General features: G+C 54.2%; 15 protein-coding genes. 13 read left to right on the forward strand and 2 right to left on the reverse strand.

Annotated features, from left to right (window positions below; translation table 11 throughout):
• Positions 1–5: 5 nt before the first annotated feature.
• Both KVT34_RS22315 and KVT34_RS22320 read right to left on the reverse strand, forming a co-directional pair.
• Entirely contained in the window at positions 6–1,748 is a 1,743-nt protein-coding gene (locus KVT34_RS22315; RefSeq protein ID WP_217561221.1) for an ATP-binding protein, read from the reverse strand.
• Positions 1,749–1,781: 33 nt separating this feature from the next.
• Positions 1,782–2,864, reverse strand: coding sequence for a cobalamin B12-binding domain-containing protein (locus KVT34_RS22320; RefSeq protein ID WP_217561223.1), 1,083 nt, complete (start codon positions 2,862–2,864; stop codon positions 1,782–1,784).
• A gap of 218 nt (positions 2,865–3,082) precedes the next feature.
• Here KVT34_RS22320 and KVT34_RS22325 point away from each other — a divergent pair, with 218 nt between their 5' ends.
• The 13 genes from KVT34_RS22325 (at position 3,083) to KVT34_RS22385 (ending at position 19,563) form a co-directional block, all read left to right on the forward strand.
• Complete coding sequence (locus tag KVT34_RS22325) at positions 3,083–4,843, forward strand: cache domain-containing sensor histidine kinase (protein ID WP_217561226.1); 1,761 nt, start codon at positions 3,083–3,085, stop codon at positions 4,841–4,843.
• Positions 4,840–6,450, forward strand: coding sequence for a response regulator (locus KVT34_RS22330; RefSeq protein WP_217561228.1), 1,611 nt, complete (start codon positions 4,840–4,842; stop codon positions 6,448–6,450). Before KVT34_RS22325 ends, KVT34_RS22330 begins: the two co-directional genes overlap by 4 nt.
• Positions 6,451–6,799: 349 nt before the next feature.
• A complete protein-coding gene (locus KVT34_RS22335; protein WP_483311454.1) occupies positions 6,800–8,122 on the forward strand; it encodes an extracellular solute-binding protein in 1,323 nt (440 codons plus the stop codon).
• A gap of 365 nt (positions 8,123–8,487) precedes the next feature.
• The gene (locus KVT34_RS22340; RefSeq protein WP_217561232.1) at positions 8,488–9,366 is read left to right on the forward strand and encodes a carbohydrate ABC transporter permease; all 879 of its coding nucleotides are present in this window, start codon (positions 8,488–8,490) and stop codon (positions 9,364–9,366) included.
• A 19-nt stretch (positions 9,367–9,385) separates the two neighbouring features.
• Entirely contained in the window at positions 9,386–10,279 is an 894-nt protein-coding gene (locus KVT34_RS22345) for a carbohydrate ABC transporter permease (protein WP_217561234.1), read from the forward strand.
• Between the two features lie 1,486 nt (positions 10,280–11,765).
• Positions 11,766–12,041 carry an acyl carrier protein gene (locus tag KVT34_RS22350; protein ID WP_217561236.1) on the forward strand — a complete coding sequence of 92 codons (276 nt, stop codon included), beginning with the start codon at positions 11,766–11,768 and terminating at the stop codon, positions 12,039–12,041.
• Positions 12,028–13,542 (forward strand): hypothetical protein, encoded by a 1,515-nt coding sequence (locus KVT34_RS22355; protein WP_217561238.1) that lies wholly within the window; start codon positions 12,028–12,030, stop codon positions 13,540–13,542. Before KVT34_RS22350 ends, KVT34_RS22355 begins: the two co-directional genes overlap by 14 nt.
• Positions 13,543–13,565: 23 nt before the next feature.
• A complete protein-coding gene (locus KVT34_RS22360; protein ID WP_217561240.1) occupies positions 13,566–14,672 on the forward strand; it encodes a glycosyltransferase family protein in 1,107 nt (368 codons plus the stop codon).
• On the forward strand, positions 14,644–15,819 hold the full coding sequence (locus KVT34_RS22365; protein WP_217561242.1) for a radical SAM protein: 1,176 nt from the start codon (positions 14,644–14,646) through the stop codon (positions 15,817–15,819). The genes KVT34_RS22360 and KVT34_RS22365 overlap by 29 nt, the downstream gene beginning before the upstream one ends.
• A gap of 60 nt (positions 15,820–15,879) precedes the next feature.
• Positions 15,880–16,863: an ABC transporter ATP-binding protein gene (locus KVT34_RS22370; RefSeq protein ID WP_217561244.1), complete on the forward strand. Its 984-nt coding sequence runs from the start codon at positions 15,880–15,882 to the stop codon at positions 16,861–16,863.
• Positions 16,860–17,669 carry an ABC transporter permease gene (locus tag KVT34_RS22375; protein ID WP_217561246.1) on the forward strand — a complete coding sequence of 270 codons (810 nt, stop codon included), beginning with the start codon at positions 16,860–16,862 and terminating at the stop codon, positions 17,667–17,669. Before KVT34_RS22370 ends, KVT34_RS22375 begins: the two co-directional genes overlap by 4 nt.
• A 12-nt stretch (positions 17,670–17,681) precedes the next feature.
• Positions 17,682–18,485, forward strand: a complete 804-nt coding sequence (locus tag KVT34_RS22380; RefSeq protein ID WP_217561249.1) for an ABC transporter permease — start codon at positions 17,682–17,684, stop codon at positions 18,483–18,485.
• 52 nt (positions 18,486–18,537) lie between these two features.
• Positions 18,538–19,563 carry a zinc-dependent alcohol dehydrogenase gene (locus KVT34_RS22385; RefSeq protein ID WP_217561251.1) on the forward strand — a complete coding sequence of 342 codons (1,026 nt, stop codon included), beginning with the start codon at positions 18,538–18,540 and terminating at the stop codon, positions 19,561–19,563.
• Positions 19,564–19,575 lie beyond the last annotated feature (12 nt).

The raw sequence follows: 19,575 nt of genomic DNA on the forward strand, positions 1-19,575 counted from the left end.
GGAAATTAGAGAAGTGCTTTGAGTTCCCGGCAAGCTTTATCGTACGCCTGCCACAGCTCTTTAAAGATGGTGCCCGAAAGATGAACGGTTCCGTTCTTGGCCTGATTTTCGATTCTCTCGATCAGCTTCGAAAATTGAGCGATCCCCAGACTAAGACTTGTCGATTTAAGGTCATGAGCAATATATTGGACGGCGGTCAAATCGCCCGCCCGCATTTTTTCTTCCAACTGATTCAGCTTGGAAGGCGTCTGTTCCTGGTACATGCCGAGCAGCATGGCCAGCACGCCGGGAGAACCGGGTTCATCCAGCCCGTTGAGCTCCTGGATAACTTCCGGTATGAGCACATGCTCGCTCACGGGCTCGGGAGGTCCGGCGGGAAGCCATTTGCGGATGACGGACTGGAGCTTCGACAACTGGATCGGCTTCGTCAAGAAGTCGTCCATCCCGGCCTCCAGGCAGCGTAAGCGGTCACTCTGCATGGCGCTTGCCGTCAGCGCGACAATGGCGCTCCGCGGATGCCTGCGGGCATTCTCCCATTCGCGGATAAGCTGAGTCGCTTGGAGTCCGTCCATGACGGGCATCTGCGAATCCATCAGCACGAGCGAATAATCTTTGCGGGAGCGCGCTTCCAGAGCTTCCTCGCCGTTGCTCGCCGTGTCGATGTGCATGAAGCCCAGCTTCTGGAGCTGGAGGAGGGCGACCTGACGGTTGATGGCGTTGTCTTCGACGAGCAGGAGAGGCTGACTCCGCTCCTCGTCCGTGAAGGCGGGGCCGATGCCGCTTCCGGACGTCTGCATCGCGGCCGCGGCCTCCTGACGGTACTCGGCTTCCGAAGGAATTGCGAGCTGCAGCTCGAACCAGAAGGAGGAGCCTGCGCCTACCTTGCTCGTCACGTCGATGCGGCCTTCCATCCATTCGACAAGGCGCTTGCAGATGGATAAGCCGAGGCCGGTGCTCTTCTGGGCGTCTTCCCGCTGAGTATGGGCCTGGTAAAACGGCTCGAACACACGATTGACATGTTCTTCCGGGATGCCCACTCCCGTATCCGTCACCTCAAAGCGCAGAGTCTGAAAGGTGGCCGAGCTTTGCAGCAGGTGAATGCGGATATGAATCTCGCCGCCGTCGGTAAATTTAATGGCATTTCCCGCTAAATTAATCAGAATTTGTCGGATTCTTCCTGCATCTCCGGTCAGAAATTGGCCGACGGATTCATCGACGGTACCCCTCAGCTTATTTCGCTTTCGGGAAGCGTTCGGTTCAAGGAGCTTAAGGGAGTGGTTGAGGAGTTTCCGGACCTCGAATGTTTCCGGCTCCGGCTGCATATGGCCGGCTTCGATTTTGGAAAGATCGAGGATATCGTTAATGATCGTCAAGAGAAGCGACGCGGATTCTTCGATAATCGCGATGGACTGTTTCTGTTCTTCGGTCTGCAGCGTGTCGGCGAGTAGTTCGGCCATACCGAGTATGCCGTTCATAGGTGTGCGGATTTCATGGCTCATGGTGGCAAGAAACATGCTTTTCGCCTCGTTGGCTCTTTCGGCTTCCGCCTTGGACCGTACCAGTTCTACATTGGTTTTGGAAAGCTGCCTCTGCAGCGTGACCAGCTCGTTGTTCAGGGAACTGAACTGGGTTAGGGCTTGTTCCTCGCGTTGTCTGGCTTGAATGAGCTGCTGGGAAAGTTTCTCGATCGTTTGGCGATAATGAGTGATTTCCAGACGTTCGTCCTCTGTTTTCATATTGGGATCCACGTAGAATCCTCCTTCCTCGGTAAACGAGCGGTCTCAATTGGACCGTGCTAATTCGTTTCCGATACGGTGGTGTTTCCAGTGGTCCGCCAGCCGAATGGCTTCCTGCGCGTCGTTCGCATAACCGTCGGCTCCGACTTTACGCCAGAGATCGCGGTCAATATTGAACGGCAGTCCGCCCACCAGAATGTGCACATATTGTCCTGCCTCACTGCTGCGGATTTCGGCAATCAGCTCTTCCACCAGATGCACGTGAAACGTCATAGTCGCCGAGATGGCGACTACTTGTGCTTTCTTCTCGACAAGGGTACGGATCAAACTGCGCGAAGGGACATTGGCGCCCAGATAGTAGGTATCCCAACCGTTCAGTTCAAAGAGATCGGCGACCATGCGTAACCCGATTTCATGGAGCTCCTGTCCCACGCAGGCGGCCACCATCGTGTTACCGCTGCGCTCGGTTGCAAACAAGTGCGGATACAAGTGCGACATAATCATCTGTGTGGCAGCCGTACACAAGTGCTCCTGTGCGACGGTAATCTGGTTGGTCTGCCACAGCCGGCCGATTTCCCGTTGAGACGGTTGAAAGACATGGAGGTACAGATCGGCTATTGCCGTGCCTTCCTCCAGCTTCGTTAAAATGAGCTTTAACGCCTCTCGGCGGTCCCCCCGCAGGATGGCTTCGGTATAAGCGATTGCCGTTTCCGCGAAGGGCCGTTCTTCGGATAAGAATGTCTCCGAAGTCTGGGCGGATTGGATCTGATGGAGTCCGATTTCGAGGTATTCGCCGATCAATGCGCGATCCGCTTCCCCGAAATGAGCGTTAACCGCTTGTTCGATCATCCGGAAATTCATTGCCAAGTCTTCCCTCGATACTTGGTAGCCGGACAGAAGCTCCGTCATCCAGGATGTGTAGTGATTGAACAAGTCGGGACTTTGCATGTATACGCTCTCGGCCAGATACTTAATGCTGTAACCGGAGTCTTGAATCGTCAGCAAACGTCCGCGTTCGCCGAACCGTTCCGTCAGTTCCGGCTGATACTTATATTGAAGCTGAGTCACATACTCCGCTAAATTCTCCGCCATTTGAAAAAGGCGTCTGCCCGTTTCCTCATGATTCATGATAGGGTGACCTCCTTTGCCGGCATCGCGAGGATGCCTTTTAGGGTAGACGGGAAACTCGGACGTTTCTACCATTATAACCTTTTTCGGCATAATTGGAAATTGTCTGGATCGGGAAAGGCTTAAAAAGTTAGGATAACGGACCGAAATGTATGTTAGGATGATGCTATCTACCTATTTCGATATGATCTGAACATTTATTAAGCGGGGGATAGAAGATGAGGCGCTGGCTGGACCGTTCGCTGAAGCGGAAACTATCATTTCTGATGCTGGTATCCATTGGGATTCCGCTGTTGTCTTTCGGAATATTTTCCTATCAAATCGCTTCGTCGGTTACGGAAGAAAAGGCGAAGCAGTCCGGTTTCGGGCTTCTGACCCAGATGAGAACCAACATGGAGCTTATGGTCCAGGACGTGGAGAACATGTCGATTTTCCTGATAGGGCAGAGAGATGTGCAGCAGTATTTGTCCGATACCCAGTGGGATGCGCTCAGGCCTACCATTATTATAGGATTTCTGACCAACCTGGCGTTCTCGAAACCATATATTGCCGAAATCACCATAGATTCTGCGAGAGATCTTCCTTCCTTATCCAATACAAGCATTGTCAGCTCGGGAATGCCCGCCTGGCCGGGTCCCAAGGACACCGAGCCCGGAAACCGTCCGAAATGGTGGACACCCTTGTATAAGAACCAGACCACTATAGGCGAGAAAGATGTGATTTCCCTGGTGCGGCCCATCCGCAGTGTGAATACATTCGCTCATCTGGGCAGCCTGACGATCAGCCTGGACCAGAAAGTGATTGCCGATACTCTTCGAAAATCGAACATCAGCGAAGGCGGCAGCGTTCTGCTCGTGAACGAGCAGGGCAACATTATCGCGGGCCCCGGAGTGGAATGGATGAACCGCCCTCTGTCCGAATGGATGCCGGGAATGCCCGGTATTACGGGGACCTCGGGTTCTTTTAATGTAGGGCAGGGCGACGACAGAAACACGGTTTTGTACGATACGGTGCCCGGCGTGGACTGGAAGCTGGTCGGCATCATGCCGTACAAAAACTTCCGCGAGCAGAACCGTTACGTGCTGCTTCTCACTGCCGCGGCGGTCGCGATTGCGGTGGTTCTGGTCGCTTCGCTCGTGATTTTCTTCGTCCAGCGGGTGACGAAGCCGCTGCTTATGCTGACCCGGTTCCTCAAGGACACCGATCCGGAGGAGCCTATGAAAGCCCTTCCGGTCACATCGGCCGACGAGGTCGGGCAGCTTATGCGCAGCTACAACCGGTTAAGCGACCGGATAGAACGCCTGACCGAGCAGGTAAAGCTGAATGAAGCGCGGAAGAAGGAGACCGACATGCTCGCTCTTCAAGCGCAGATTCATCCGCATTTTCTGTACAATACGCTCTCTTCGGTCCACTGGATGGCTCTGATGAGCCAGGATATGAAAATTGCCGAGATGGTCGGTCATCTCAGTGATTTTCTGCGGTTCAGCCTGAACAAGGGGGCGGAGTACTGCGAGGTGCAGCAGGAAATCGCTCACGCCGAGCACTACGCCGCCATCCAGGCCGTCCGCTATCCCGACAAATTCGATATCGAGTTCGTCGTGGACCCGGATATCCGGCAGAAGCCGGTACTGAAGCTGCTTCTTCAGCCGCTCATCGAGAATGCGCTCATTCACGGCATCCAGAAGCAGCGCGAAAAGGGCAGCATTCGCGTCTACGCACAGCGGATGGGCACGGAGCTGACCTTTATGGTGGAAGATACCGGGATAGGAATCGAACCCGACAAATTGAATGAAATCCGGGCGGCCTTATCGGCGGCGGACGAGCCTGTCGTGCCGGGCAGCTACGGCTTGCGCAACGTCCACCGGAGGCTGCAGCTTCATTACGGCAGCGAGGCGGGGCTGCATATCCGCAGTATCGTCGGAGAAGGCACGGTGATTACATTTATGATACCGATTGTAGAGGGGGCGGGGACGGCATGAATATTCTGATTGTCGATGACGAAGTCATTATCCGCACCGGCTTAAGCACGGTCATACAGTGGGAGGAGCTGGGCTTCCGTCTTCTTCCGGCCGCGGAGTCGGCGGAAGAAGCGCTGGAACGCGTCCCCGCCGAGCATCCCCATATCGTACTGACGGATATCCGGATGGGCGGAATGGACGGAATCACGATGGCCGAGAAGGTGAAGCAGATGCTTCCGGACAGCGAAATTATCGTGCTGACGGGCTACGACGATTTTGCTTACGTCCAACAGGCTATCCGCGGCGGCATCGGCGATTATTTGCTGAAATCGAGCCGGCCGGAAGAAATTATCCGGGCCGTGATGAAAGCGAAGCAGCGTATTGTGAGCAAGTGGGATGCCCGCAAAGCGGACAATATGCAGCGCGGCGCCTTCCGCAGCAGGCTGCTGGAGCGTCTTGCGACCGAAGGCATCGACGATGCCGATTCGCTGGAGCAGGTGCCCCAGGTGCTGGCCAAGCTTGGCCTGCCTTACCTGCCTGAAGCGGCTGAGGGCGTGTGCCTGCAGGTGCTGCTGGTCAGCGTGCATGGCTGGGGCGACAGCCGCGCTGCGGGAAGCCTGCTCCAGTTCGCCGTCGATAATATGCTCGGCGAGCTGCTGCCCTGCGAGACTCTGCGGCGCAGAGACGACATCGTCGTCCTGCTCCGGGCGGAAGGCAGGGATGCGGGGGCTCTGCGCAGCAAGCTCGGCCGCATCTCGGACAAGCTCAAGTGCGTGCTGTTCACCGCAGCAGGCTCGCGGGTAACCGGGCTCGGGCAGGTGCCGTGCTCCTACCGGGAGGCGGTCTATGCCGCATCGTTCCGCGGATTCGCGGGAACGGAAACGCTGCTTGCCTACGAAGCGGTGGAGGGCCGCAAGGGCGGGCGCACGGTCTGCTCGAAGGAGGAAGAATCGGAACTGGCGATTCTGCTCAAGAACGGCAATCCAATCGAGCTGCGCCACTTCGTGCAGAAGGCGCTGGACAGCGAGATCGCCGATGCCGAGGCGACGCCCGCTTCGCTGAAGGCCTACTCGGATTCGCTCGTCGTTGCGGCCCACCGGTGGCTGGAACGGACCGCGGCGGCGCTCGGCCTGCCGCAGCTTCCCCGTCTGCCGGAGCAGGATCCTGCCAAACGGGCGCAGGGAGACAAGCATCCGGGAGACGGACCGGGCGCCGAAGGGCAGGGCGATCTCCAGGAGAACCTGTATCTGCGGCTGCGCGTCATTATGGAAACCTACTATCAATACGTGTCGGAAGACGGCGTTCTCTATATCAAGCGGGCGATCGCCTACATTCAGGATAATCTCGACCGGACCCTGACGCTCCAGCAGGTGGCGGGGCACGTTCATGTTCATCCGAATCATTTCAGTGAAGTTTTCAAACGGGAAACGGGCGTAAACTACATTGAATTCGTTATGAGGGAACGTATCCGCCGGGCCGCCGAAATTTTAAGCGAAACCCCCGTGAAGGTCAGCGAGGTAGCCAAAAAGGTCGGCTACGAGGATATTAAATATTTCAGCCAGCTGTTCAAAAAATACACGGGACAGACGCCGACGGAATTCCGTGCGGGGCGGGAAGGCAAGCAGTAAAGCGTGGGACCCTTAGCCGGGCCGGTTGGCCGGATACGTGCTTTTGAACGTGGATAGCGCCTTGAAGCCGGAACATTTCCGTCTCTCTGAATTCGGTAGATTCGGGCTCGCGAAGCCGGGAGGAAAGCAGGGCAACCCGGATAAGCACGGCCCTGTCGGGTGTTTAAAATGAAGGCTCCATGGTGCTTGCCGGCATCATCGGAGCTTTCTTATTTTCCAGGTATTGGAGGGTGAGGATGTATAAAAAGGCTGAATTTACCCCACCCTATCCCCGAAATCACTCCCCTTTTGACAAGGGCTGTCCCCTTTTATACTAAAAAAGAATAGAGATAAGGAGGGGTTACACATGATGAAAAAAACGGCAAAAACAGGTATTGCGCTGATTCTGTCACTTTCATTGTTATCCGCATGCAGCAAAGAGCCGGCAAAAACGAGCACGGGCGACGCCGGTAAAGGGACCGAGAAAGTAAAGCTTTCCCTTTGGCACAACTTTACGGGTGAAGACGCGCGCGCCAAAACGATGCGGGCTATCATCGAAGAATACAAAAAAGCAAACCCGAATGTAGAGCTTGAAGTACAGGCGATTCCGCCGGACGGTTACAAAACGCGTTTGAAAACGGTTGCAGCGGCAAACGAAATGCCGGACTTGTTCCAGATGTGGCCGGGCGCTATGACCAAAGAATTTGTAAGCGGTAACTTGCTTCAGCCTGTAGGCGATCTGCTCGATAAAAATGCGGAATGGAAGAACGGTTTCCTCCCGAACTCCTTCGACGATTTTACGGTAGACGGCAAAGTATACAGCATTCCGATGTCGTTGTCCCCGACCTCTATCCTTTACTACAACAAGAAAATTTTTGACGATAACGGCGTAACGGTACCTAAAACTTGGGACGAAATGATGAAAGCCGTCGAAACGTTCAAATCCAAGAAAATTACTCCGATCGCTCTCGGCAATAAAGCGGCATGGCTGGCGCAGTCCAGTATCCTCAGTTCTCTGGCCGACCGTTTCACCGGTACGGAATGGTTTATGAAAGCGGCGGCACAAGACGGCGCGAAGTTCACCGATCCCGAATTCGTAGCCGCTCTGAAAGCGCTGCAGGATCTCGGCAAGGCGGGAGCTTTCCAGGAAGGCTTTAACTCCATCGACAACACGCAAATGGAGCAAATGTTTGCACAAGGCAAAGCGGCTATGATGATCGACGGCGGATGGGCCTTGACCAACCTGACCAACGGCGCGCAGCCGGAAGCGTTGAACAACATCGAAGTGACGGTGCTGCCTTCCGTTCCTAACGGCAAAGGCGATCCGAAATCCCTCTCCGGCGTTGTAGGCATAGGTCTGGGCCTCAACAAGAAAGTGGAGGGCGCGAAGAAAGAAGCGGCTCACAAGCTGATTCAGGCGTTGGCCGGACCGGAAGCGCAGAAGCGCACGCTGGAGTCCAACCAGTTGGTCTCTTATAAAGTCGAGCTCGATAAGAGCAAGGTTTCCACTCTGTTCGCAAAAGTGAACGACCTGGTAGGCCAGGTAAAACGTACGCCGGTTTATGATTCCCAGCTTTCCTCGGCGGCTTCCGAAGTGATCAACAACGGAATCCAGGAGCTTCTGATGGGCGGCAAACCGGAAGATATCGCGAAGAAACTGCAAGATGCACAAGCGAAATCCCTCGGCAAATAACAAGAGGTAGTAGAAGAAGCGGGGCGCTGGTCGCCCCGTTTTTAACAAAGAGCAGCGGAGAGAGCCTGAACGGCGGAGGAAGACCCGACGGAATAACGGGACGGCCGTGCAGCGGCGCGAACCGGGTACCGGCAGCTTTTTGACCGATTGAACTCATAAAAACAACGATCCCGGCGAGAAGCCGGGCACCACGGAATTCCCGGTAAAAGCACGGCGGAAATACGCTCCGCAGTCTGCTCGCGTTATGCAGTCCGAAGCGGTTTCCGTACGCTGCTTACCGGCGAATAACCATGCTTCCTGATAGGTTTAGTAGATTTTTTATGAACCGCCTTGAAGGTATACACCAACAGGAGGGGAGAGACGCCATGACTTCCTCGTCAAGAAGGACCAACTTTATCGTGCTTGGTCTCCTGCCTGCGCTGCTTATTTACAGCGTATTTGTCATTATCCCGATTTTCTGGTCGGCGTATTACGGGTTTTTCGACTGGAAAGGGATTGGAGAAGCCAAGTTCAACGGATTTGATAACTATGTCGAAGCTCTGAAGGATCCGATCTTCTGGCTCGCGTTAAAAAATAACCTGATCGTGGTAGCGGCTTCCGTCTTCGGACAGGTGCCGATCGCCCTTGTGCTGGCCCTTGTGCTGCGCAAGAGCAACTTCTTCCAGCGTTTTATCCGTTCGGCGGTATTTATGCCGATGGTGCTTTCGTCGGTCGTCGTCGGGATTATCTGGAGCTACATTTATCACCCGCAAATCGGGATTCTGAACTTCCTGCTGGATGCGGTGGGGCTGGAATCGTGGAAGAAAGCCTGGCTTTCCGACAAATCGGTCTCCATGCTCGCGCTGACTGTTCCGATTATCTGGAACTATATCGGGCCTTATCTAATCATGTTTATCGCGGCGCTTCAAAATATTCCTTCGGATATTGACGATGCCGCCATGATCGACGGGGCGACGGGAAGCCGCAAGCTGTTCTCCGTTACGCTGCCGATGATCTGGGATACCGTGAAGGTCACGATCGTGCTTTGTATTTCGGGAAGCTTGAAAGCTTTCGACCTGATCTATGTCATGACCGGGGGCGGTCCTGCGCATTCAACGGAACTGCTCGCCTCCTATATGTACAACAACACGTTCTCCGTCTACCGCTTCGGTTACGGCAGCGCCATTTCCACGCTGATCATTATTATCAGCCTGGTGCTGATTGCCGGAAGCCAGCGTCTCATGAGACGGAACCAGGCTGTATGACGAAAGGAGGAGGGCTAGTATGCCACAGATGACCGGAACCGCTGTTCCTCCCGTGAAAGGGACGGGACCTGCCCGCAGAGAGAGCGTTTTTGGCAAGCTTGCCAAAAGCTCGATTTTAAATATTTTGCTCGCGGTATATGCGCTCGTTACGCTGTACCCGCTGATTTGGCTGTTTATCAGCGCCTTCAAGACCAACGATGAATTTTTCGGCAAGCCGTTCGGCTTTCCGGCAGAATGGAAATGGAACAACTTCGTGCAGGCCTGGAAAGTGGCCGACATCGAGACGGCCGTTATCAACTCGGCGATCGTCACGCTGGTTGCGCTGGTGCTTACCCTGGCCATCGGCGCGCTGACCGCGTTCGTCCTCTCCCGCTTCTCGTTCCGCCTGCGCGGACCGCTGATGGGCTACTTCCTGCTCGGCATGCTTATTCCCGTGCACAGTACGCTTGTGCCGCTGTTCATCATGCTGAAAAAAATCGGCATGCTCGACACATACGGCGCGCTGATTCTGCCGTACGTCGCCTTTGAGCTGCCGGTAGCCATCTTCATTATCGCGGCCTACATGACGTCGGTGCCGAAGGAAATCGAGGAAGCCGCACTGATCGACGGTACGGGCTACTGGGGCATTTTCACCAAAATGCTGCTGCCCCTGTCCGTTCCCGCGATGTCCACCGTCGGAATTCTCGCGTTCCTGCGTTATTGGAACGATTTCGCGTTTGCGCTCGTGTTTATCAACAAGCCGTCCCTCAAGACGCTTCCGCTCAGCTTGTCTCAGTTCGCTACCGGTTTCGGTACGGACTACAGTCTGACGATGGCGGCCATGGCCATCTCCGTCATCCCGACCATTCTGATCTACCTGGCGTTCCAGGAGCAGATCATGAAGGGCATGGTTGCCGGCGCGGTTAAGGGTTAAGGGTGTGAACATTAAAAAACAAGGTCAAAGGCTGTACTCCAGCCCTTGACCTTGTTTTTTCAAATTCTACTTATTCTAAATCGGAAAACTCCCGCGTAGTCTTTAGATCCGGTTCATGGATTTTCCCCAGTATAACCTTTCCATCCTTACTGTCTATCCACAGATCGGCGATCGCGCCCTTAGGATCCGAATGATTCCAATATACGATGTGATAAAAATAACGGTGGCGTTTATTAACTTTTTCAAAAAAATAAGATTCCCTTTCAATAGGATCAAATTGAGTTGTTTTTCTGTCAATTAATGTATTATCCATAAGCTGTGATTCAGTCCACTGAAGCTTTCCTTTTGCAATAGATACGGCTTCGTCTTTAGTCAGAACAGGTTTTTCAAGAGAATTATTGACGTACCGGGCAACAAGCAATCCGACACAAATTAAAGTAAGGATTATGATAATTATTCGTCGAAGTTTAACTCTAATCAACTCCTGAAAAACGAAATGAAATAGAAAGAGCAACTGGTAAGGGCCTTACAGACTCACCGCTGTATAAGCGAAAATCACGATGAAAATCAAGTAGGTTATGCTGACGTTTTTCATATAAGCGTTAAAGCCTTTGTTTCTTTTGTAATCCAGGTACGCACATATGAAGGCGGCAGCGATAAGCAAGCACGCTATAGTAAGTGTAACCGCGGGACTGAAGTTCAGGAATTTTACGGTGAGCAATGCGGCAATGCTTAGGAATGAATAGACAAGAGCAATCAAACCATCACCTCCGGGCAAAGAAACGACGCCAAAATTACGATTTTATTTGTATATTTTACCACATTTTTCATGTCGGGAAAGCACTCTCCCTGCATTCAAGAAAGCATCAAAAAAATCCCTCTTAAGTAAACGTTGTTTACTTAAGAGGGATTTTTTCTGCTTCATTCTATGCAAACGTTCCGGCCTTGTGCAGCGCGCCTGACAGGCAAGAACGGAGTGAGGGAATCAGCTGCCCGGGGCAGTCAGGCCGTTGTCCGTTTACTGGACGCGGCTCTGTTTTTTGCTTCTCATTTTTTCGAAGGCCATGTCAACGAGTTTCGGGAGCACCGCCACTAAAACTCCTGTCGCAACCTTTTGCATCAAGGAAGATTTCATGACTCATTCTCCTCTCTTGTTCTGTTGTAGTTCTTCTTAACCGGAGGGGAATAGGTTGAAACGGGAACGGGTCCGGTCAGCGCATTTTTCCAACCATGACTCTTCTCTTGCTCTTTTAAAAAAAGTGTGGGAAAAGCCTGAATAAGTGTCTTATTTTAGGTTTTTGTAAACAAAACTTAATATTTATACAGGATTGTAAACATTGACAGCTTTTAACAGCGGGAGGATAATAATTGTAACTTATGGAAAAAGGAGGGGAGACAGCGAGCAGGTTATCATTTGTACTGGAGTTTGTAAACGCAAGAAACTCGGTTGCACCCACACACATTAACCCTTTAAAGGAGTGTAGTCATGTACGATAAAATCGTAGACATTTTGTGCGCTATCAAAGAAGATCAACCGGAACTCCGGCATTCCCTGTCCCCCTCAACGGACCTTAACAACGATATAGGCCTCGATTCACTGCAAATGATCCAGTTTATGCTGAAAGTCGAGGATCAGTTGAACGTCGCCATCGACTACGACCAGTTCGATTACGAACATCTCGAGTCGATCGAAGCGTTTATTTCTTTTTTGAAAAGCTGCCAGTCCCCAGCGCAGCCGCAGTATGAAGATGTCAAACAGTAAAGCCCGCGTGATTCCGAAAACCGTGATGGGAACCTTCGATCCCGAAACGCGCTGGAGGGATCCGGATCTGGCCCGGCTGCCGGCTATGCCTGATAAGGACCGGGAGTCCATTGTCCTCTGCATGGACGACCTGTTGTTTCCGTTCTGCGGACCGGAAGATATCCTTTACAGCCGCTGCAAGATCGATCCGGTGCTGCACGAGTACCTGGAGGGGGTAGGGTTTTCCTTTCGGAACCGTTATCTCTATGATTTGAACGACGAGCGGACCACCCTGCCGGGACCGGACGATTTCAAGCAGTGTGTGTTCCGGCTTGCGGCCGGCAAAGACAAGCTTGCCGATGCGGAGAAGAGGGTGCTGCAGGCCGCCGGTTCCGGTTATTCCGCCGGTGCGGGGCTGCCGCAATCCTTTGCTCCGGTGAATGTCGACGGAGCTTCCGGGCAAGCGCAACCGGCGGAGGAAGCTGGAATCACCGGCGCAGCCGGCGTTTTGTCCCCGTACGCCATTACGGCGGAGACGGAAGCGTACCTGCAGGCGGCCGGACCGCTGGTGCCCCTGCCGGACCTGGAGACGGTTGTGCGCGTCAACTCGAAGATGTACTCCAACCGTCTCCTGGCCAGGATCGGCGAGAAGTGCTACGGCACGGAAGTTGGCAGTGCGGCAGAAGTGGAGGCGGCCGGGAATGCGCTTCTGAAGCAGGGGCCTTACCTGCTGAAAGATCCCTTCGGCGTTTCGGGCAAGGGAAATCTGCTCATCGACAGCGAAGCGATGCAGCGGAGGATTGCGGAACACTTGCATAAACAGGAGGGAAGCGGACTGCGCTCTCATTTCCTGCTGGAGCCTTTGTTGAAGAAAGAAACGGATTTCAGTTCTCACTGGTTCATCCGGGAGAGCGGGGAAGCGGAATTCATCTCCGTTCAACGGATGATCAACCACCAGCAAAATTACGGCGGGTCGATCAAAGCGGATGAATCGTTTATCCGCCTGCTGGAGAACGCCGGCTACTTCGGTGTGATGGAGAAAGCGCTCCGGCTTCTGGCGGAGGACGGTTACCACGGCTTCGTCTGCTTCGACTCCATGGTCCTGGAGGATGGGGAAGTCGTATCCATCGTGGAGATTAACGCCCGCAAGTCCATGGGCCTCATTAACGCTTATCTCGATAAATGCTGGGAGAAGCACGGCCGTACGGGCTGGCTTACGTTCCTCTCCCTCGGGCTTCCGGAAGGCTTCGCGTTCGGCAGACTGCTGCATGCTCTGCGTGAGACCGGTCTGCTGCTGACGGCCCCCGGCGGGTACGGGATCGTGCCTCTCTCATCCAATACCGTGATGGTCAACGAGATTTTGAGCCGCCGCCGCATGGCCGAGGGAACACTGAGCAAACGCGGTATGCCGAAGGGGCGGCTGTATGTATCGGTTGTCGGCCGTGACGACGAACACCGCAGCGAACTGATCGAAAGCTTGCGGCACGTTCTCGCCGACTTGTCCGTTAAAGTGTACAACTAAATTTGCCACTCGGGAGCTGCAACATGAATTCATCTTCGGTTACCTTGCTGGCGTCGGGGAATTCGCTCGGCGCATACATTCCCGCTATGCATCTGCACACGTACCTGCAGGGCAGGGGAGTCGGTTCGGATGTTCACGTTCTGGAGAACGTGTATCACGAAGAAGTCCGGGACAAGATCCGGGCCACCAAAAAAGCGTTCCATGCGGACTTCTCCGTGGCCCGTATGGGGCATAAGCTGGCCAGGCCCGTCGACACTTCCCTGAACGAGGAAGCGGTCCTGAGGCTGCTCGAAGACTGGATGCGGGCCGGCGTCACCCGGTTTGCGGTGTTTACCGGCTTCTGGCTGCCGATCCTGGAGCGCTACAAGGCGGCTGCCGGCAAACCGCTGGATATCCGGCTGATCCGGCTGGACGCGTGGGATACGCCGTCGTTTAAGGTACACAAGCAGTTGTATCCCGGCTATGACAACGTCTGGTTCTACGAGCCTTCTCTGCTGTCCCCGGGCGCTTACATCGCTTCGGACGAAGCGGAGCCCTTGCCCTACGGGCAGCGTACCGGACGCATTCTGATCCACGGCGGCGGCTGGGGGATCGGCACATACGCCGAGACGATCCGCGAACTCCGTGCGCTCGGCCGCCGGCTCGATGTGATCGTCTATGACCCTTCCGAAGTGGAGGAGGACGACGGGGTTACGCGCTACTTCGGAACGGATGCCTCCTGGGATCCGTGGAGCCGGAACGCGCAGGGGCGGCATACGTTTCCGCCGATGGTCCGTTATATCCGTGAGGACGGCGTTCTCCGGGAGCATCCGCTCGGGGATTACTCCGTTTACACGGACTTGATGCGCAATTGCGCAGCGATCATCAGCAAGCCGGGGGGAGCTACCCTGAACGACTCGCTGTCGTTCGGAATCCCTTTTGTCATGCTGGAGCCGTTCGGCGACCACGAGCTTCATAATTCAACCTACTGGGAAACCTGCGGTTTCGGTATCCGGTTTGCGGAGTGGCAAGCCCGGGACTTTTCTGAACATCTGCTGGAAGGGATTTGCACGCGATTGCTGGAGCAGCGGTCAAAAATCAACCATTTTGGGAGGAATACTTATGCAGCCGAAAACAGCAGTTACGTTTGACCAACTTACGTTTCGTAATATGAAAAGAACCCTGGTTCCGCTGGCGGAAACGGGAAGGAAGCGCAGGGAAGATCCGGCTTATGCGGCCCCCGTGCCTTACGAGATCGGAATTAAGCTCAATAACGGCTGTAACCTGCGCTGCAAACACTGCTTCGAATGGAACCCGGACGGCTTCCATCACGGCTTTGCCAAAGAAGTGAAGAACGATGAAATCGAGATTCCCGTCGTGGAGAAGCTTCTGGCCGAAACGAGAGAACGCAAATCGCGCGTGTTCCTGTGGGGCGGGGAGCCGCTGTTCTACTCCAAGTTCGATGAACTGGCGGAATTGCTGGCCAAAGAAGACCGGTACACGACCATTTGCACGAATGCGATTCTTATTGAGCAGAAGCTGGATTCCATTCTGAAAATGTCGGAAAATCTCGTCATGCTGGTCAGCCTGGAAGGCTTCGAGGAGGAGAATGACGCGATCCGGGGCAAAGGCACGTTCAAGAAAGTGATTCACGCCGTCCAGCTCCTTCTGGATCTGCAAAAGCAGGGCGTGTACAAAGGCAAGGTGTCCGTAGCCTTGACCGTAAACGACCAGATGGTCAGCAAGTTGTACAGCTTTATGGAATACTTCGAAGAAATGGGCGTCGATTCCGTCTATTTCTGTTTCCCTTGGTACATCCCCAACGATACGGCCGAGAAAATGGACACCTACTTCGATGCCCATTTCCCGCACCTCGCCGCCCGTTTCGAAGAAGGCCACAAGAACAGCTGGCATTCGTTCACGTTCCACATTTCGCCGGACAATTACGACACGCTGATCGATGAACTGAACCGCGTCAATTCTCGGGTATGGAATGTGCGTGTCCGCTACCAGCCCGCTTTGGAGCCCGAGGAAGTGGAAGACTTCATCCGGGGCGGCGAGAAGCCGGCCATGAAACGGACGAAATGCTTTTCGATCTCCAACCGGATGGACGTTATGCCTGACGGCAAAGTGAATCCGTGTAAATTTTTCCCGGAATTCAGCGTCGGCAACTTGAATGAAGAAAGCGTGGCGGATATTTTCCACGGCGAAGATCTCCGCAAACAGAGGGAAGTTCTGGCCTGCGGTCTGATGCCGATTTGCTCCAAATGCGTGCTGCTTTACAATAACGGAATTTAAGCGTTTAAACTTTATGCCGCCCAATCAGGCAAAACAGGCAATCGTTCAGGAGGGGCAGGGATGGACTTCATCCGTGTGCGGGAGCTGCACAAATCGTTCGTGTATTACCGGAAAGAAGCCGGGCTTAAAAATTCGCTGAAAAATTTATTCGCCCGCAAGTCGCTGGTGAAGGAAGCGGTAAAATCCGTTTCCTTCGACATCGGCCCCGGCGAATGCGTCGGATTTCTCGGACCCAACGGGGCGGGTAAAACCACGACGCTCAAAATGCTGTCGGGCATTCTGTATCCCACCGGCGGGGAAGCCGACGTGCTCGGCTATGTGCCGTGGGAGAGGAAAAACGAGTTCAAACGGCTGTTTTCCATAGTGATGGGCCAGAAAAACCAGCTTTGGTGGGATCTTCCCGCCAGCGAGTCGATTTATCTGAACAAATGTATCTATGACGTGGACGACGATCTTTACCGCCGGAGCCTCGCCGAGTTATCGGAAATGCTGGATGTTCAGGAACTTCTGAACGTGCAGGTGCGCCGGCTATCCCTGGGCGAACGGATGAAAATGGAGCTGATCGCCGCACTTATCCACCGGCCCCGGCTGCTTTACCTCGACGAGCCGACGATCGGCCTCGATTTTCCATCCCAGAAGAAGGTCAGGGAATTTCTGAAATATTACAATGAACAGTTCGGCGCTACGATCCTGCTGACGAGCCACTACATGAAGGACGTGGAGGATCTGTGCAAGCGGACGATCATCATTAACGAAGGAAGTCTGCTGTATGACGGGGATCTTCATAAGATCAATGATCTTTTCGGCGAGCAGAAAATTATCCGGCTGCAGTTCTCCGAACCCGTTGCCGAGCATCGGCTGGTCAAGTTCGGCAAAATCGTCAGCGGAGACGGCTACAATGCCGTTCTGGAGCTGCCGAAGCACCGCTTGAAGGAAGTGTCACGCGGCGTGCTCGACTCGTTTCCGATCGTCGACTGGACGATTGAAGACGTACCGATCGAGGAAAGCATTTCGATGCTTTACCGCAAGGAATCCGCCGGATGAACAGGCGCAAATTGTACATGGCGGTTTTTTCGATGGGCGTCCAGCATTCGATGGAATACCGGTTTCACTTCTTTCTCGGTCTGCTGGGAGCCGCTTTTCCGATCCTTGTCCAGTATTTCATCTGGACGGCGGTGTACCGGCATTCCGGCCAGGCGGCGTTGTTCTCGTACTCGTACGGCCAAATTATTTTGTACACCATTTTGGCGGGGCTGGTGTCCAAGCTGATCGCCACCCAGTTCGAGCATCAGATTGCCGACGATATCAAAAACGGCGGTCTTAACAAATATTTGATCAAACCGGTGAGCTATTTCGGTTACCGCCTGGTGTCCTTTTTCGGACAGAAGGCAATCTATTACGGAATTACGGCAATTCTGCTTATCGGAATTATTTGGATTTCGGCGGCTAGGGATGTGCTGGATGTGGAGGCCGTACGGCTGATCCTGTTTGCCTTCACGCTGCTGGGAGCGCTTCTGCTCAATTTCCTGATCGCCTACTGCATCTGCGCGAGCGCGTTTTACTTGCATGAAATCTCGTACTTCTTCGTCATTACAAGTCTGCTGGTCAATATTTTGAGCGGGGGCATGTTTCCTTTGGAAATTTTCGGGGAAACAGTTGTAAAGGCGCTCCAATACACGCCGTTCCCGTATACGATTTATTTTCCGGTCAATGTCCTCAGCGGCAAAACGGAAGCGGCGGCCATGTACCAGGGGATGTTGATCCAGTGCGGCTGGATCCTGCTGTTTTTCTGGCTTTCCCGCCTGACGTGGCGCGTATCCATGAAGAAATATTCGGCGGTTGGGGGGTAGCGGACGTTCCATATGTTTAAAATCATGAGAAAATACGCGCTCCTGTACGGCATGTTCATCAAAAATTGCCTCATCGCCCAGATGGAGTTCCGGGGCAATTTTATAATGAGCCTGCTGGTCGAATCCGTCTATTTGCTCGCCAAGCTGTTGTACGTGCTCGTCGTGTTCCGCACCGATCTTCACGTAGACGGAATACCGCCCGAAGGGCTGCTGCTTTTTATCGGCATGCATACTGTGGCGACCGGAATTTATGTCGGCCTGTTTTTTACAAATTTCATGAAAATTCCCGAGTACATCAAAGACGGTACGCTTGATCTCATGCTGACGAAGCCGGTTTCCCTCCAGTTCATGGCTTCCCTGCGTTATGTGGATCTGGCGCTTCCGATCCCCGACATTCTGGTCGGGTTCGTCATGGTCGGTATCGGCTGGCACGCCATGGATATTCCGCTGACGTTCGTGCAGCTTGCGGGATTCGCCCTGCTGCTTGTCGTCTCCGTCGTCATCACGTACTGCCTGATGATTATTCCGGCGCTGCTTTCGTTCTGGTTCGTCCAGACGGGCTCCGTATCGGAAATCGCCCATTCCGTATGGGACGCCAACAATTTTCCGATGGCCATTTACCCTGCATGGGTCCGCCGGATCGGCACCTTCGTTATTCCCCTGTTCCTTGTTACCAATTTCGGCCCGATGTTCCTGCTCGGGCAGCTCAGCTGGCTTTATGCGGGACTGGCGCTGGCCGGATCGCTGCTGCTTTTCGCTGTCGTGCGGCTGCTCTGGAAACAGGCCGTAAGAGGGTACAGCAGCGCGAGCAGCTAATTCAAGGAATTCTGGATTCCCATCCTATACTTAAAAAAGGAAGTGCCAAAACATGCCGGATGTTGCGATAAGCGGGGGATACACCTCGTTAAACTGCGTATTTCAGGAGCCGGACCGGATCGAGCTTTTAGAGGAAAAGGTACCCGAGCCGGGACCGGGACAAATCTTATGTGCGGCCAAAAAGTCTCTGATCAGTACGGGAACGGAACTAGCCTGTCTGAAAGGGCGCTTCGACGAGGGCACGGTCTGGTCATCGTGGGTCCGCTACCCGTTCTATCCGGGATACTCCATGGCGGCGGAAGTGCTGAAGACGGGCAGCGGGGTAGAAGGAATCCGGGCCGGCGACAGGATCATCTGCCCTGCCGGACACCGCCAGTACTTCCTGGCCGATTACCGGGAAGCGGCGCTTATTCCCGATACGATCCGTGACGAAGAGGCGGTTTTTACGCAGATCGCCAAGGTCGCCCTGCTGGGTATCCTGCGCGCGGAGCCCGCATTCGGCGAAAGAGTGGGCGTCGTCGGGCTCGGTCTTATCGGCCAGCTCGTGATCCAGTATCTGAATTCGAGCGGTGCGCGCCAAATAATCGCGATCGCGCCGGAGAGCTCCCGTCTGGATCAAGCCCGCCGAAACGGGGCGACCGATCTGCTGGACCTTCCGGTGGCTGATGCATACGGACAGGTAGAAGAGCTCACCGGGGGCAGAATGCTTGACACGGTGTACGATATTACGGGCTCCTACGCCGTACTGCCGCACTGTACCCAACTGACCCGGGATCTTGGAAAAGTGATTCTGCTGGGCGATTCGACGGAGCCCTCGAAGCAGACCATCGGGCCGAAAGTCGTCTTTAATTCGGTCAGCATACTTGGGATTCACGGGCGGATGATGGAAGGTTTCAAAGGGTGGACGGAACCGGACATGAACGGATTCATTTTCGAATCCATCCGTCGCGGAAAACTGGACGTCGAAAGTCTCATTAGCGAGAAAGTGAGCCCGCTCGAAGCCGTATCGGTGTATTCCCGGCTCGCCGGGCGGAAGTCCGATTTCATGGGAGTTATGTTCGATTGGACGCAAATGTAACGACGAAGGGGG

Origin of the sequence: Paenibacillus sp. GbtcB18 (genome assembly GCF_019091125.1) — a bacterium.
Classification (GTDB): domain Bacteria; phylum Bacillota; class Bacilli; order Paenibacillales; family NBRC-103111; genus Paenibacillus_F; species Paenibacillus_F chitinolyticus.